This is a genomic window from Microbacterium sp. Marseille-Q6648 (genome assembly GCF_943181415.1).
Classification (GTDB): domain Bacteria; phylum Actinomycetota; class Actinomycetes; order Actinomycetales; family Microbacteriaceae; genus Microbacterium.
The window spans coordinates 307,001-321,180 of record NZ_CALPBZ010000002.1; the positions used below are offsets into that span (position 1 = coordinate 307,001).

Sequence of the window (14,180 nt, forward strand, 5' to 3'; positions counted from 1 at the left end):
ACCGCACCGCACAGCCCGCTCCGCACCGCACGCCCGCCCGCACCGCACGCCCGCTCCGAACCGCACGCCCCACCCCGGCTCAGCGCGGTTCGCGCACTCCCACCCGCACGAGGTGGTCGTTGACGAAGCGGCCGTCGGGGTCGAGGCGCTCGAACACCGCGCGCGCGTCGGCCAGGCGCGGGTGCACGCGCTCGATGGCCTCGCGTTCCATGAGGTGCAGCTTGCCCCAATGCGGCCGCGCGCCGAAGGGTGCGAGCGCGGCCTCGATGTCGGGGAGCAGCCCCCGCACGGCCACCGGGTCGTTGTGCCACGTGAAGTGGATGGCGAGCACGTCCTGGCCGTACGCGGGGCTCAGCCACAGGTCGTCCGCGGCCGCGGTCCGCAGTTCGGTGACGAACAGGAGCGGGGCGATCCGGTCGGCGAGCTCGCGCACGGCCAGCAAGGCGCCGGGAGCATCGGATCGCGCGACGAAGTACTCGGACTGGATCTCGTCACCGAACGAGGGGGTTCCGTCGAGGCGGAAATGCGGCAGTCGCAGCATCCACGGGCCGGGGACGCCGCCCAGCTCGGTGACGTCGGCGAGATCCCCGAGCGGGTTCGCGCCGGGGTCGATGACACCGTCGAGCAGGGTGTCGGCGACGGCGTCGTCGTCCCGCTCCAGACGCGACTTCACCCACACCGCGCCGAACGTGTCGGGTTCCCAGAGCGAGAACACCGACACGCTGAAGCCCGCACCCGTCACCGCGTCGAGATCCTCGAGCGCGGCATCCCACGTGACCCCGCTGTAGATGTCCTGCCGCACGCGGAAGGCCGGCACGACGTCGAGCGTGACCTCGACGACGATGCCGAACGCGCCGACGCCGACCACGAGCGCGTCGAAGTCCTCGTCGCCGCGGCGCAGGTCGTGCACCTCGCCGTCCGCACCCACGTAGCGCAGCGCGCGCACCGACGCCGAGAGGGTCTGGTTGCCGTTCCCCGACCCGTGCGTCCCGGTCGCGGTCGCCCCGGCGGCGTTGATGTGCGGCAGCGAGCCCATGTTCTTGAGCGCCCAGCCGCGTTCGTGAAGCCACTGCGCCAGAACCCCGTAGCGGATGCCGCCGGCCAGCGTCACGGTGCGCTGCTGCTCGTCGAGAGCGAACTCGGCGGGGAGTCCCGTCACGTCGATCAGGGTCCCGGCGGTGTCCGGGAGATCGGTGAAGGAGTGCCTCGTGCCGAGCGCGTGCACCGGCCCCGGCGTCGCGACGGCACGGCGAACGTCGTCGACGCTCGTCGCCTCGACGATCCGCGGTGCGCTGTACTCGTAGGTTCCGGCCCAGTTGCGCGACATCGCGCTCCTCTCCTCGGTCCGCGATCTCAGTCGCGGCAGGTTCTCGGTCAGTGTCGGTCCGACCAGCGTATGGGCCGGTCAGTCCGTGGCTTCGGCAGCGAGCCGCGCGGACGCGGTCGCCATGTGCGCGGCCATCGCCGAGGCAGCGGCGTCCTCGTCGCCGCGCTCGACGGCTGCGAAGACGGCGTCGTGCTCGGCGATCGCAATGAGCGCGGCCGCCTCGTCGTGGACGGCGCGGTCGGCGTAGACCTGCAGCAGCGATCGGACCACGTGGAGCAGGTCGACGAGGGTGTCGTTCCCGGCGGCCGCGGCGAGCGCATTGTGGAAGTCCAGATCCGCGCGCGCGAAGGCCTTGAGATTCGTCGTGCCGGCGCGCATGCGCTCGACCGTCGCGCCGAGTGCTTCCCGATCGGATGCCGCAGCCCGGCCCGCGGCCAGACGGGCGACGTAGATCTCCAGACCCGATCGTAGCTCGAGCAGCTCGGCCGTGCTCTTGCGCCCGATCAGCAGCCCCCACCGAAGCGTCTGCGGAAGGAGGTCGCTGGCGGTCCCGCGAAGATAGGTCCCCGACCCCGGCCGCACGTCGACGATGCCGATGATCTCGAGGGCGGCGAGCGCCTCGCGCACAGCGGAGCGGCCGACCCCGAGCCCGGTGGCGAGCTGCCGCTCCGGAGGCAGCCGGGTGCCGGGTTCGATGGATCCGCTCGTGAAGAGATCCATCAGGCGGCGAGCGACTTCCGACACCGGCGTCCCCGCGGGAAGCGTGCCGAGGGATGCGGCGATGTCTGCCGACCGATCGGCGGGGTACGCGGGCATGGGGACACCTTACCCGGGCGCACGCCGCCCGCGCTTGCAATTGGTCAACCGGTTTGTGACACTGGAGTCATGCCCGCGGGGTTACCCACCCCTGCCCGACCGATCGAGGAGACGCGATGACGCGCCTGTGGAACGAACCCGCGGACTTCGCGGACGAGATGATCGACGGCTTCGTGGCTGCGAACGCGCGGTCCGTGCGACGGGTGACCGGTGGCGTGGTCCGCGCCACGGTATCCCCGCGAGGTCAGGTCGCGGTCGTGGTCGGCGGCGGCTCGGGCCACTACCCGGCGTTCGGGGGGCTCGTGGGCCAGGGGCTCGCGCACGGCGCGGCGATGGGCAACCTCTTCGCCTCGCCGTCGACGCAGCAGATCCACGCCGTGGCGAAGGCGGCCGACAACGGCGGCGGCGTGTTCTTCTCGTACGGCAACTACGCCGGCGACGTGCTGAACTTCGATGCCGCGCAGGAGCGGCTTCGCGCCGAGGGCATCGCATGCGAGACCGTCGCCGTAACGGACGACGTCTCCAGCGCCCCGCCCGCGGAACGGCACAAGCGCCGCGGCATCGCCGGCGACCTGACCGTCTTCCGGATCGCGGCGGCCGCCGCCGAGGCGGGCGCGGATCTCGGCGAGGTGGCACGGCTCGCCGGGCACGCGAACGACCGCACCCGCTCCTTCGGTGTCGCGTTCACCGGCTGCACCCTGCCGGGCGCCGAGAAGCCACTGTTCAGCGTGCCCGAGGGCCGCATGGCGGTCGGTCTCGGCATCCACGGTGAGCCCGGCATCGACGAGACAGGGATCCCGACCGCGGACGGCCTGGCCGAGATGCTCGTCGAAAAGCTGCTCGACGAGGTTCCCGACGGCGTGACGACCGACGGCGCCCGGGTCGTCCCGATCCTCAACGGCCTCGGGTCGCTGAAGTACGAGGAGATGTTCGTCGTCTACCGGCGCATCGCCCAGCTCCTCGAGGCCGCGGGCATCATCGCGGTCGACCCGCACGTGGGCGAGTACTGCACGAGCTTCGACATGGCCGGCACGTCGCTCACCATCTTCTGGCTCGACGACGAGCTCGAGCGGCTGTGGGACACTCCGGTCGACGCCCCCGCCTACCGCCGCGGCTCGGTGACCGCGGCCGCCCGTGCCGAAGTGGGGCCGGATGCCGCAACCGCCGCCGCCGAGATCCCCGACGCCGACGCGGATTCACGCGCGGCCGCGGCCGTGGTCGTTCGCGCCCTCGAGACGATCGTCGCCACGGTCGACGCGAACGTCGAGGAGCTCGGGCGGATCGACGCGATCGCCGGCGACGGCGACCACGGGATCGGCATGCAGCGTGGCTCGCACGCCGCTCTGACCGCGGGAGCCGCCGCACACGATGCGGGCGCCGGCGCCCGGACGACCCTCGAGCGCGCCGCCGACGCGTGGAGCGACAAGGCCGGCGGCACGTCGGGCGCCCTCTGGGGCGTCATCCTCACGAGCCTCGCCGCCGAGCTCGGCGACATCGGGCGACCGTCGGCGTCCACAGTCGCCGCGGGCGTCGCCGCCGGGTCTGCCGGGGTGATGGCCTACGGCAAGGCCGACGTGGGCGACAAGACCATGGTCGACGCGCTCGTCCCGTTCACTGACAGCCTTACCGCGGCCGTCGACAGCGGCGCCGCGCTCGCCGAGGCCTGGCGTCGTGCCGCCGAATCGGCGACCACCGCCGCCGCGGGCACCGCCGAGCTGCTCCCCCGCATGGGCCGGGCGCGCTCGCACGGCCAGAACAGCGTCGGAACCGTCGACCCCGGCGCGCACTCGCTCGCCCTCATCGTGACCGCCATCGCCGACGTCCTCGACGCCGGCCCCGCGAACCAGGAGAACCCGTCATGACCACCACCGCGCCCCTGCGCATCGTCATCGGCTGCGACGACGCCGGCTTCGACTACAAGGAGATCCTGAAGAAGGACCTGCAGGACAACCCCGGCGTCGCCTCGGTCGTGGATGTGGGCGTCGACGCCGACGGCCACACGCCGTACCCGAAGGTCGCGATCGAGGCCGCTGAGCAGGTCGCCGCCGGCACCGCCGACCGGGCGCTGCTCATCTGCGGCACCGGCCTCGGGGTCGCCATCGCGGCGAACAAGGTCCCCGGCATCCGCGCCGTGACCGCCCACGACTCGTTCTCAGTCGAGCGGGGCGTGCTCTCCAACGATGCCCAGGTGCTCACGATGGGCCAGCGCGTCGTCGGGATCGAGCTCGCCCGCCGTCTGGTCCGCGAGTGGCTCACCTACCGCTTCGACCCGACGTCGGCGTCCGCGGCGAAGGTCGCCGTGATCGGCGAGTACGAGAGCACCGGCAGCTGCTGATGCGCCGCGTGGTGGTGGGGGTGAGCCTGAAGGCGTACTTCGGGCGGCGTGACGCGCGCGCCTGGTTCGCCGCGGTCGCCGAGCGCCTGCACGACCACGCATCGGTGCGCACCGGCCGGGTGACGGTGTTCGTCATCCCCTCCTTCCTCCAGCTCGACGACGCCGTCGCCGCACTGTCCGGCACGGGCGTCGCCGTCGGCGCCCAGGACGTCTCGGCCTACCCGCCCGGCGCCTACACCGGTGAGATCACCGCCGCCGAGCTCGGCGAGTCCGGCGCGCTCTTCGTCGAGGTCGGCCACGCCGAGCGCCGCCGCCTGTTCGGCGAGACCGAGGCGGTCGTCGCCGCGAAGACCACTGCCGCACTGGGCGCGGGGCTCGTCCCGGTCCTCTGCCTCGGCGAAGACGAGCGAGCGGATGCCGCGGCCGCCGCCCGCGCGACCGTGGCGCAGCTGCGGTCCGCGCTCGAGGGCGCTGCCGACGGTCCCGTCGTCGTCGCCTATGAACCGGTGTGGGCGATCGGGGCCGCCGAGCCTGCCCCCGTGGACCACATCGTCACCGTCACCCGCGCCGTGCGCGCCGCACTGGATGCGCTTCCCGAGCGCGCGGGCTCGAGCATCATCTACGGCGGCTCGGCCGGGCCCGGCCTTCTCACGCGACTCGGCGACGACGTCGACGGCCTTTTCCTCGGTCGCTTCGCCCACGACCCCGACGCCCTCGTCTCCGTTCTCGACGAGGCCGTCGCCCTCGACGACCGGCGTCACGGCGGGCTGGAGGTCGCCCCGTGATCGGGCTCGGGACGTACGCGTTCTTCTGGCAGCACGCCGGACGAGAGTCCGCCCCGCTGTCACTGACCGGGGCCTTCGAGGCGACCCGCGAGATGGGCCTCGAGCTGTTCCAGATCTGCGACTTCGAACCGCTCGAGCGGATGAGCGACGACGAACTGGCCGTCGCGGCATCCACGGCCCGTGATCTGGGCCTCACGATCGAGCTCGGCACGAAGGGCATCGAGCCGGCTCGACTGGCACGCTTCCTCGAGATCGCGGCCGTCTTCGACGCGCGACTCGTGCGCAGCATGCTCTACAGCCCCGAGTCGCGGCCGTCGCTCGCCGATGCCGAGGACTGGATGCGCCAGGCGCTGCCTGCGTACGAGGCCGCGGGCGTCACGCTCGCCCTCGAGACCTACGAGCAGCTCGCGACGGCGGATCTCGTCGCCCTGGTCGAGCGCATCGGCAGCCCCCGCCTCGGCGTCTGCCTCGACCCCGGCAACGTCGTCGCGCGCCTCGAGCGTCCGCGTGACTGCGTCGAGGCCGTCGCCGACCACGTGAAGAACGTGCACGTGAAGGACTTCGCCTTCGCCCGGCAGCCCGGCTGGGTCGGCTTCACGTATTCCGGAACGCGCATGGGCGAGGGCCTGCACGACTATCCGCATCTGCTCGAGACCGTCCGCCCCCGTGAGCGTGGCATCAACGAGATCGTCGAGCACTGGCTGCCCTGGCAGGGCGACGCCGAGACCACCATCCGAACCGAGCGGGAATGGACCCGCGCCACCGTGGACTACCTGAGGAGCACGACATGACCACCACCACCAGCACCTACAAGATCGCCGTCGTCGGCGCCGGCGGCAAGATGGGCATGCGCGTGTCCGACAACCTCGCGCGCACGGATCACACCGTCTGGTACGTCGAGAACTCCCCCGCCGGTCAGCAGCGCACGATCGACGCCGGGCGCGAGCTCACCGACGCCCCCACCGCCGTCGCCGACGCCGACATCGTGGTGCTCGCCGTCCCCGACCTCGCGCTCGCCCCCGTCACGGCCGACCTGGTGCCGCAGCTGAAGTCCGGTGCGATCGTGCTGACACTCGACCCGGCGGCCGCTTACGCGGGACTGCTCACCACCCGCGAGGACGTCATCCAGGCCGTCGCGCACCCCTGCCACCCGTCGATCTTCCTGCAGCGCCAGACGCCCGAGGAGTGGGCCGACACGTTCGGCGGCATCGCCGCACCCCAGGACGCGATCGCGGCGATCGAGAGCGACGACCCGGCCAAGCAGGCCGTCGTCGAGGCCACCGTGCGCGCGATCTACGCACCCGTGATCGATGTCCACTGGGTCACGATCAAGCAGCTCGCCCAGCTCGAGCCCACCCTCGTCGAGACCGTCGCCTGCATGATCGGGGCCCTGCTCAACGAGGCGCTCGACGAGGCCGTGAACACCATGGGGGTCCCCGAGGCCGCCGCGCGCAGCATCCTGTACGGGCACACGCAGGTGGCGCTGGCGAATGGGCTCCGCGGCGACAACCCCTTCAGCGACGCGTGCCTCATCGCGATGGACTATGGCCGCGAGAGCATCATCAAGGAAGACTGGAAGAAGATCTTCCGCGACGACGAGCTCGACAAGAACCTCGCGCGGATGCTGCATCTCGACCGCATCGAGCGCGACCACAGCGAGCGCTGAGGGGAATCATGAGCAGGCTCGAAGGAAAGACCGCCCTCGTCACGGGCGCCGGAACCGGCATCGGCCTCGCGGTGGCCGAGCGCTTCGCCCGCGAGGGCGCGCGTGTCGTGATCGCCGATCGTGATGCGGATGCCGCGTCGCGAGCCGCGGCATCCATCGGCGACGCCGCGCGTGCCGCCGTCATGGACATCTCGGACGAGCTGTCGGTCGAGATGGCGTTCGCCGATCTCGTCGCCGACGAGTGGAGTCCCGACGTCGTCGTCGCCAACGCCGGCGTGCAGCTTTTCGGGCAGGACGCCGCGGCGGCCGACCTGGATCTGGACGTCTGGCGTCGCACGATCGACATCAACCTGACCGGGACGTTCCTCACCGTCAAGCACGCCGTCCGCGCGATGCTGGCGAGCGGGGGCGGGTCGATCATCCTCACCGGCAGCCCGACCGGCCTCAACGGCGAGGGCAAGGACTTCACCGCCTACAGTGCGTCCAAGGCCGGCATCCACGGGCTCGCCCGCACGGTCGGCGCCGCGTATGCCGATCGCGGCATCCGCGTGAACACGGTCGTGCCGGCGTACACCGAGACGTCGCTCGTGACCACCATCACGAGCGACCCGGAATCGCGTGCAGCGATCATCGGCCGCATCCCGATGGGGCGTGCGGGCACACCTCAGGACGTCGAGGGCATCATGGTCTTCCTCGCGTCGGACGACGCCGCCTTCGCCACGGGTGGCCTCTTCGCCGTCGACGGCGGCATGACGACGCTCTGACATGTCCTGGTTCTCGTCGTCGCGCCGCTGGGAGAGCGGCCCGTGGTCACTGCAGCTGCGCGACGACGAGATCGCCGATCTGTCGTACGAAGGCACCCGGGTGCTGCGGAGCGTCCGCACCGTCGTCCGTGATCGCAACTGGGATACCGCGCCGCTGATCGTCGATCGCGTGCGCGACACGGACGTCACCCTGACCCTGCACGTGCGATCCGAGGAGCTCGGCTCGAGCTTCCGCGGCATCGTCCGGGTCGAGGCTCGCGCGGCCGGACTGGTGGTGCTCACAGACCTGGAGTCGCAGCATCCGTTCGAGACGAACCGCACCGGACTCGTCGTGCTGCATCCGCCGCAGCTGGCGGGCACCGCACTGACGGTGACCCACCCCGGCGGGCTGTCGGAGCAGACCGGGTTCCCCGAAGCGATCAGCCCGCACCAGCCGGTGGTCGACATCGCCGCGCTCGCCTGGGAGCACGCGGGCCTCTCGGTCGCGATGGAATTCTCGGGCGACGTGTTCGAGATGGAGGACCAGCGCAACTGGACCGACGCCTCGTACAAGACCTACAGCCGTCCGCTGACGCTGCCCTTCCCCTACCCGGTCGCCGCCGGCGAGCGCGTGCAGCAGTCGGTGATGATCCGGGCGCAGCGGGTGAGGGCGCCCTTCGACGCGGATGCCGGCGCGGACCGCATCACGCTGACTGCGGGTGGGAGATTTCCGACGATCGCCCTCGGCGCCGCGACGGGACCCGATCCCGCGCCCGCCGTCGCACCGATCGGGTCGGAGGTGATCGTCGAGCTGGACCTGGCGACTCCGAACTGGCGCGCCGCGCTGGAACGCGCTGCGCGAGCGGGGCTGCCGCTGGACGTCCGGTTCGTCCTGGACCCGGCTGAGGCCGGCGAGATCGAGGCGCTCGCCGAGGCGGCCGGGGCCCTGCGGGGCATCGATGTGGTGCGCGTCGGGGCTTTCGAGCGCAGCGGCGACGCGCGCGATGTCACCGACGCCGACGTGGCGGCCGCGGTGCGCGGTGCGCTGGCCGACGCGGGAGCGGCCGTCGCGGTGATCGGCGGGTCGCGTTCCCACTTCACCGAGCTGAACCGCGAGCGCCAGCGCGTGCCGGACGATCTCGACGGCTGGGCGACGACCGTGACGCCGCTGTTCCACGCGCTGGGCACGGAGCAGCTCGTCGAGTCGGTGGCGATGCAGCGGCTCGTGGCGCGGCAGACGGTCGAGGACGCCGGTGGCCGCCCTGTCCACTTCGGTCCGGTGTGCCTGCGCCCGCGCTTCAACAACGTGGCGACCGCTGCGCAGCCAGGGCCGACCCGCTCCGACCTGTCGGAGGGCTACGGGGCGGAGTTCACCGGGGCGGTGGATCCGCGGCAGTCTGCTGCCGAGCTCGCGGCCTGGACGATCGCCAGCGCGGCCGCGCTCGGGATCGCCGGTGTCGCGTCCCTGGCCTACTTCGAGGAGTGGGGTCCGCGCGGCATCCGCACCGCGAGCGGTGACCCGCTGCCGGTCACGACGGCCGTCGAGGAACTCGCCGCGATGGCGGGCGGCGAACTGCTCTCGGGCGAGAGCCCCGACGGCCTGATCTGGGCGATCGGCTCCCGCAGAAACGGCGTCGAGAGCGCGCTCGTCGCCAATCTCGCCGCAGCCGCTCGGGTCGTGACGGTGTCTTTGCCATCCGGCGACATCGAGGTGTCCGTGCCCGCGTGCGGCTGGGTGCGCGTCGGTCGCTGACCCCAACCTGTGACGCGTGCGCACGTGTCACCCGCGTGCGTGGTTTTCCCGCACGCGGGGGCGGCGTGCGCACGCGCCCCGCAACAGGGGCACTGACAGACCGACCCGAGAAGCTGAGTCAGCTGCTCCCACTGACGCGCATGCGGCCCGAGCCGAACGGCAGCGCGGGCGCCCGATACTCGAGGGCCGGCGACTGCGACGGCTCGAGCCGAGTCTCCGCCTGCCCGAACCGCCAGACGCGATTGAAGAGGAAGACCCCGAGCAGCACCGTCTCGTCAGCGGGCACCTGCCAGGTGCCGAGCCCCCACTGCACCGGCTGGCCGCGCCCGCCGATCACCAGCGTCGGCCGGACGCCGGCGTAGAGCGCGAACCACGGTCGGTGCAGGGTCAGTTCGATGCGCCGCGTCGGCACGGCACCCGCGGTCATCCTGCGACCCTCGTGCTCGCGCGAACCACCAGCTCGGGATCGAAGACGCGGTGGACCTCGTCGATCCGGACCCCCTCGATCGCGTCGAAGAGCAGGTCCACCACGGCCGAGCCGTATCCGTCGTGGCGCCCGCTGACGGTCGTGAGGGGAATGAGCGACGCCTCGGCGAACTCGTTGTCGTCGTAGCCGACGATCGCGATCTCGCCGGGCACATCCACTCCCCCGAGGACGAGCGCCTGAAGGATGCCGAGGGCCAGCAGGTCGTTCGCCGCGAAGATGCCCTGCGGTCTCGCCTCCGGTGCGCGGGCGAGAAGAGCCGCGCCCACCTGGTGTCCACCGCGCACCGTGCGTTCTGGCATGTCGATCACCTCGAGCATGGCCTTGCCCGACGCGCGCACGACATCGCTCGCGCCGGCCAGCCGGTCCGCGACCTGGGGGATGCCGAGCGGGCCCCCGACGAGCGCCACGCGACGGCATCCGATCTCGAGAAGGTGGGTCATCGCCTGGCGGCCGCCCGACACGTCGTCGAGCGACACCGACGGCTGGTCGCTGTTCAGGGCGCGCTGACCGACGAGCACCGACGGGGTCCCGCGGCGGCGCACCTGCGCGAGACGCTCCTCGATCGGCTCGTGCGACGACACCAGCAGGCCCTGCACCCGGTGCTGCTCGAACACGGCCAGGTAGGCGTCCTCGCGCTCACGACTGCGGTGCGAGTTGGCCAGGAACACCGAGACACCGCGCTCGCTCGCACGGCGCTCGACGCTCTCGGCGATCTCGGCGAAGTGGGGGTTGCTGACGTCCGGGGCGATGTAGCCGATGACGCTGCTGACACCGGAGCGCAGCTGCCGGCCGGCGTGGCTCGGAACGAAGCCGAGCTGATCGATGGCCTGCTGGATGCGCCGGGCCTTGTCGAGCGACACGCGGTCGGGGTGGTTGAGGTAGTTCGAAACGGTGCCGATCGCGACGCCGGCTGCGGCGGCGACATCCCGGATGCCCATTCGTGTCACCCGCAGACTCCTTCGCGCCGCGATCGCGCAGTCTCGAGGCCGCGCAGTCCCGAGGCCACGCCGACGCGAGGCCGCTCCCGTTGCGAGCGTACCGGAGCCCTCAGCGCCAGTCGTGCTGCGCGGCGAACCCGAGCCGATCGCGGATCTTGCGCGTCGACATGAGCGATTCGTAGTCACCCAGGTCGTCCGCCACCCGCGTGCCGGGGAACCACCGCTCGGCGAGATCACGCGAAGGGATGCGCGAACCCGACTCCGGAGCGGCGACGTTGTAGACCTCGAAGCCCGGTCGCGCATGCTCCAGCGCCAAGGCGACCGCGAGGGCTCCGTCACGGGCGTCGATCCACGACCCGATGAGGTCCCGGCGGTAGTCCGGATCGGCGGCGCGATCGAAGGTGGCGTACTCGTCGGCGGCGACGACGTTGGTGAAGCGCAGAGCGGTGATGGATGCCGCATCGGTCCACTCCGCCAGCTGAGCCGCCATCGCCTCTTCGACCACCTTGCCGAGACCGTACGTGTTGCGCGCCCGGGTGACGGTCTCGTCCACGGGAAGGACGTCGGGAGCCTCCGCGAAGGGGAACCCCATCGCCGTGATGCTCGAGGCGAACACGAGCGTGCGGATGCCGGCACGATGCGCGGCGAACATCACATTGAACGACGCCGTCACGTTGTTCTGGAAGGTGGCCGCGTCGGGGACGACTCCGTTCACCGGGATGGCGGCGAGGTGGACGACGGCGTCGAGTCCCTCGTGCCGCGCCGTGACCCCGAGGAGCGCGTCCAGCGTCTGGCCGTAGTCCGAGAGGTCGACGCGGGTGAACCCGGCGCCGGTCGCGCCGGCGAGGTCGAAGCCGACGACCCGGTGTCCTCGCTCTGCGAGCAGCGCCGTCGTGGCGCGTCCGAGCTTGCCGCCGCTTCCCGTGACCCCGATGATCATCGCCACTCCCTCGGCCGCACCATTGAAACGTCACAATCGTATCGAGCGGAAGCCGCGATGTACAGATCATTCACCAGCGAATAGACTTGCACGGGTCACGGAAAGGAGCCCGGATGCCCACACGATACGGCCCCCCGATCGACGTCCAGCTGCGCCAGCTGACCAAAGTCGCCGTGATGTATCACGAGCAGGGCATCAGGCAGGCCCAGATCGCGCAGACGCTCGGCCTGTCGCAGGCGAAGGTCTCGCGCCTGCTCAAGCGCGCCGAGAGCCTGGGCATCGTCCGCACGACGGTCTCCATCGCCCCGGGCCTGCACACCGAGCTCGAGGGCCGACTCGAGAAGGCCCACGGACTCGACGAGGCCGTGATCGTGGACGTCGACGACACGGCGGACGACGCCGAGACGATCGCCGCGATCGGCGGCGCAGCCGCGGCGTACCTCGAGGGCGTCTTCACCGGCGACGACCGCGTCGGCATCTCCTCGTGGAGCCAGACCCTGCTGGCGACCGTCGACCGCATGCGTCCGGCCGTCACCCCCGCCGTCAGCCAGGTCGTCCAGCTGCTCGGAGGTGTGGGCGTTCCCGAGGTGCAGACGCAGGCCCAGCGCCTGGCCGGCGAATTCGCCCGCCTGCTGGGCGGCGCCCCCTACTTCGTGCAGGCACCCGGGCTCGTTCGCGACCGGGCGACACGCGACAGCCTGATGCGCGAGCCGGGGCTCGCCGCGGTGACCCAACGGTGGCGGGAGCTCACCGTCGCCGTCGTCGGGGTCGGGAGCATCGAGCCGAGCGACCTGCTCGCCGAGAGCGGCAACGCCTTCGACACGCGCGACACCGAGGCCCTCCTGGCGGCCGGTGCCGTGGGCGACATCTGCCACCGCGTCTTCCGCATCGACGGCACACCCGTCGACGGCGACATCGACGACCGGACGATCTCCATCCCGACCGCGGACTTCCTCGCGATCCCCCGGCGCATCGGCATCGCCGGCGGCTCCCGCAAGCTCGCACCGGTGCGCGGTGCGCTCGCGGGACGATGGGTGAACACGCTCATCACCGACGCGAAGACCGCGGAGGCCCTCCTCGACGCGTGACCGGGCCTCGGCTTCCGTACCCGACCTAGGGTGGAGGGATGACTGATTTCCTGGCGATCACCGGTGGCCGCGTCGTTCCCGTCAGCGGCGAGCCGATCGAGAACGGAACGGTCGTCGTCACCGACGGCGTCATCTCCGCCGTCGGCGGACCGGAGACGCCGGTGCCGGACGACGCCCGCGTGGTCGACGCCGCGGGCAGCTGGGTGCTCCCCGGCTTTATCGAGGCGCACGGGCATCTGGGCGTCCACGAGGGCGGCGAGGGCTGGTCGGGTGACGACACCAACGAGATGACCGATCCCAACGGCGCACGCTTCCGTGCGCTCGACGGCATCGACATCGAAGAGGTCGGCTTCCGCGACGCGCTTCGCGGCGGCGTGACGACGGCGGTGATCAAGCCCGGATCCGGAAACCCCATCGGCGGACGCACCGTCGCGATCAAGACGTGGGGCGGACGCACCGTCGACGAGCAGGTGCTCTCGCTCGACGTCTCGGTCAAGTCGGCGCTCGGCGAGAACCCGAAGCGCGTCTACGGCGACAAGAAGCAGACCCCGTCGACGCGACTGGGCGTCGCAGCCGTGCTGCGCGAGGCCTTCGTGAACGCGCGCAACTACGCCGAGAAGCGAGCAGCCGCCGCGACCAAGGGCGAGCCGTTCGACCGCGACCTCACCCACGAGACCCTCGCCGACGTCCTCGACGGGCGGCTGGCGTGGGACCAGCACTGCCACCGGCACGACGACATCGCGACCGCGATCCGCATCGCCGAGGAGTTCGGCTACCGGCTCGTCGTCAACCACGGCACCGAGGGCCACAAGATCGCGGACGTGCTCGCCGAGAAGGACATCCCGGTGATCTTCGGCCCGATGCTCACCTCCCGCTCCAAGGTCGAGTTGCGCGACCGCGGCATCGGCAATCTCGCCCTCATCGCCGCGGCCGGCGTGAAGGTCGCGATCACGACCGACCACCCGGTGGTGCCGATCGAGCAGCTTCGGCTGCAGGCCATCCTCGCCGTCCGCGATGGGCTGCCCGCCAAGACCGCACTCGAGGCGCTCACGGTCAACCCGGCATCCATTCTGGGGCTGGAGGCGCGCGTGGGTGCGCTCGAGGTGGGTCGCGACGCCGACATCGTGGTGTGGTCGGGCGATCCTCTCGCGATCGACTCCGACGTGCAGCACGCCTTCATCGCCGGTCGTCCCGTCGTCGAGCCCGCGGCCGGGGACGACGAGGCTCCGCGGATCGTGGACCGCTGGGAGAGGTTCGGCCGCACCTCCTGGATCCGCTGAGCGGATCCAGCAAGGCCGCGAC

The 14,180-nt window shown here is 71.6% G+C and carries 14 protein-coding genes; 9 read left to right on the forward strand and 5 right to left on the reverse strand.

Annotated elements, in window-relative coordinates; translation table 11 throughout:
• Positions 1–79: 79 nt before the first annotated feature.
• Both NFR93_RS08955 and NFR93_RS08960 read right to left on the reverse strand, forming a co-directional pair.
• Entirely contained in the window at positions 80–1,327 is a 1,248-nt protein-coding gene (locus NFR93_RS08955; protein ID WP_251452207.1) for a D-arabinono-1,4-lactone oxidase, read from the reverse strand.
• Positions 1,328–1,405: 78 nt separating this feature from the next.
• Positions 1,406–2,143: a FadR/GntR family transcriptional regulator gene (locus NFR93_RS08960; RefSeq protein WP_251452208.1), complete on the reverse strand. Its 738-nt coding sequence runs from the start codon at positions 2,141–2,143 to the stop codon at positions 1,406–1,408.
• Between the two features lie 116 nt (positions 2,144–2,259).
• On the opposite strand from NFR93_RS08960, the gene NFR93_RS08965 reads away from it, so the two are divergent.
• From NFR93_RS08965 to NFR93_RS08995, 7 genes are read left to right on the forward strand one after another with little or no spacing between them, the layout of a single operon-like run.
• Positions 2,260–4,005 carry a dihydroxyacetone kinase family protein gene (locus tag NFR93_RS08965; RefSeq protein WP_251452209.1) on the forward strand — a complete coding sequence of 582 codons (1,746 nt, stop codon included), beginning with the start codon at positions 2,260–2,262 and terminating at the stop codon, positions 4,003–4,005.
• Positions 4,002–4,478: a ribose-5-phosphate isomerase gene (locus tag NFR93_RS08970; RefSeq protein ID WP_251452211.1), complete on the forward strand. Its 477-nt coding sequence runs from the start codon at positions 4,002–4,004 to the stop codon at positions 4,476–4,478. Before NFR93_RS08965 ends, NFR93_RS08970 begins: the two co-directional genes overlap by 4 nt.
• Positions 4,479–4,498: 20 nt before the next feature.
• Entirely contained in the window at positions 4,499–5,263 is a 765-nt protein-coding gene (locus NFR93_RS08975; RefSeq protein ID WP_353049908.1) for a triose-phosphate isomerase family protein, read from the forward strand.
• The gene (locus tag NFR93_RS08980) at positions 5,260–6,054 is read left to right on the forward strand and encodes a sugar phosphate isomerase/epimerase family protein (protein WP_251452215.1); all 795 of its coding nucleotides are present in this window, start codon (positions 5,260–5,262) and stop codon (positions 6,052–6,054) included. Before NFR93_RS08975 ends, NFR93_RS08980 begins: the two co-directional genes overlap by 4 nt.
• Positions 6,051–6,929, forward strand: a complete 879-nt coding sequence (locus NFR93_RS08985; protein WP_251452217.1) for a phosphogluconate dehydrogenase C-terminal domain-containing protein — start codon at positions 6,051–6,053, stop codon at positions 6,927–6,929. Before NFR93_RS08980 ends, NFR93_RS08985 begins: the two co-directional genes overlap by 4 nt.
• Positions 6,930–6,937: 8 nt before the next feature.
• Positions 6,938–7,693: an SDR family NAD(P)-dependent oxidoreductase gene (locus NFR93_RS08990; protein ID WP_251452219.1), complete on the forward strand. Its 756-nt coding sequence runs from the start codon at positions 6,938–6,940 to the stop codon at positions 7,691–7,693.
• Position 7,694: 1 nt separating this feature from the next.
• Positions 7,695–9,425, forward strand: a complete 1,731-nt coding sequence (locus tag NFR93_RS08995) for a D-apionate lactonase family protein (protein WP_251452221.1) — start codon at positions 7,695–7,697, stop codon at positions 9,423–9,425.
• 118 nt (positions 9,426–9,543) lie between these two features.
• Here the strand turns inward: NFR93_RS08995 and NFR93_RS09000 are convergent, their stop codons facing one another.
• The 3 genes from NFR93_RS09000 to NFR93_RS09010 all read right to left on the reverse strand — a co-directional run bounded on the left by NFR93_RS09000 (position 9,544) and on the right by NFR93_RS09010 (position 11,790).
• Complete coding sequence (locus NFR93_RS09000; RefSeq protein WP_251452223.1) at positions 9,544–9,852, reverse strand: hypothetical protein; 309 nt, start codon at positions 9,850–9,852, stop codon at positions 9,544–9,546.
• The gene (locus tag NFR93_RS09005; protein WP_251453015.1) at positions 9,849–10,850 is read right to left on the reverse strand and encodes a LacI family DNA-binding transcriptional regulator; all 1,002 of its coding nucleotides are present in this window, start codon (positions 10,848–10,850) and stop codon (positions 9,849–9,851) included. Before NFR93_RS09005 ends, NFR93_RS09000 begins: the two co-directional genes overlap by 4 nt.
• A gap of 109 nt (positions 10,851–10,959) precedes the next feature.
• Complete coding sequence (locus NFR93_RS09010; RefSeq protein ID WP_251452225.1) at positions 10,960–11,790, reverse strand: NAD-dependent epimerase/dehydratase family protein; 831 nt, start codon at positions 11,788–11,790, stop codon at positions 10,960–10,962.
• A 113-nt stretch (positions 11,791–11,903) separates the two neighbouring features.
• On the opposite strand from NFR93_RS09010, the gene NFR93_RS09015 reads away from it, so the two are divergent.
• Positions 11,904–12,878 (forward strand): sugar-binding transcriptional regulator, encoded by a 975-nt coding sequence (locus tag NFR93_RS09015; RefSeq protein WP_251452227.1) that lies wholly within the window; start codon positions 11,904–11,906, stop codon positions 12,876–12,878.
• Positions 12,879–12,916: 38 nt separating this feature from the next.
• Positions 12,917–14,158 (forward strand): amidohydrolase, encoded by a 1,242-nt coding sequence (locus NFR93_RS09020; RefSeq protein WP_251452229.1) that lies wholly within the window; start codon positions 12,917–12,919, stop codon positions 14,156–14,158.
• Positions 14,159–14,180: the final 22 nt, after the last annotated feature.

Excerpts from the sequence above, each read along its gene's own strand:
- NFR93_RS09010 (WP_251452225.1), bottom strand. The coding sequence starts at position 11,790 with ATGATCATCGGGGTCACGGGAAGCGGCGGCAAGCTCGGACGCGCCACG.
- NFR93_RS08995 (WP_251452221.1), top strand. The coding sequence starts at position 7,695 with ATGTCCTGGTTCTCGTCGTCGCGCCGCTGGGAGAGCGGCCCGTGGTCA.
- NFR93_RS09000 (WP_251452223.1), bottom strand. The coding sequence starts at position 9,852 with ATGACCGCGGGTGCCGTGCCGACGCGGCGCATCGAACTGACCCTGCAC.
- NFR93_RS08965 (WP_251452209.1), top strand. The coding sequence starts at position 2,260 with ATGACGCGCCTGTGGAACGAACCCGCGGACTTCGCGGACGAGATGATC.
- NFR93_RS08970 (WP_251452211.1), top strand. The coding sequence starts at position 4,002 with ATGACCACCACCGCGCCCCTGCGCATCGTCATCGGCTGCGACGACGCC.
- NFR93_RS08960 (WP_251452208.1), bottom strand. The coding sequence starts at position 2,143 with ATGCCCGCGTACCCCGCCGATCGGTCGGCAGACATCGCCGCATCCCTC.
- NFR93_RS09005 (WP_251453015.1), bottom strand. The coding sequence starts at position 10,850 with ATGGGCATCCGGGATGTCGCCGCCGCAGCCGGCGTCGCGATCGGCACC.
- NFR93_RS08990 (WP_251452219.1), top strand. The coding sequence starts at position 6,938 with ATGAGCAGGCTCGAAGGAAAGACCGCCCTCGTCACGGGCGCCGGAACC.
- NFR93_RS09015 (WP_251452227.1), top strand. The coding sequence starts at position 11,904 with ATGCCCACACGATACGGCCCCCCGATCGACGTCCAGCTGCGCCAGCTG.
- NFR93_RS08985 (WP_251452217.1), top strand. The coding sequence starts at position 6,051 with ATGACCACCACCACCAGCACCTACAAGATCGCCGTCGTCGGCGCCGGC.
- NFR93_RS08955 (WP_251452207.1), bottom strand. The coding sequence starts at position 1,327 with ATGTCGCGCAACTGGGCCGGAACCTACGAGTACAGCGCACCGCGGATC.
- NFR93_RS09020 (WP_251452229.1), top strand. The coding sequence starts at position 12,917 with ATGACTGATTTCCTGGCGATCACCGGTGGCCGCGTCGTTCCCGTCAGC.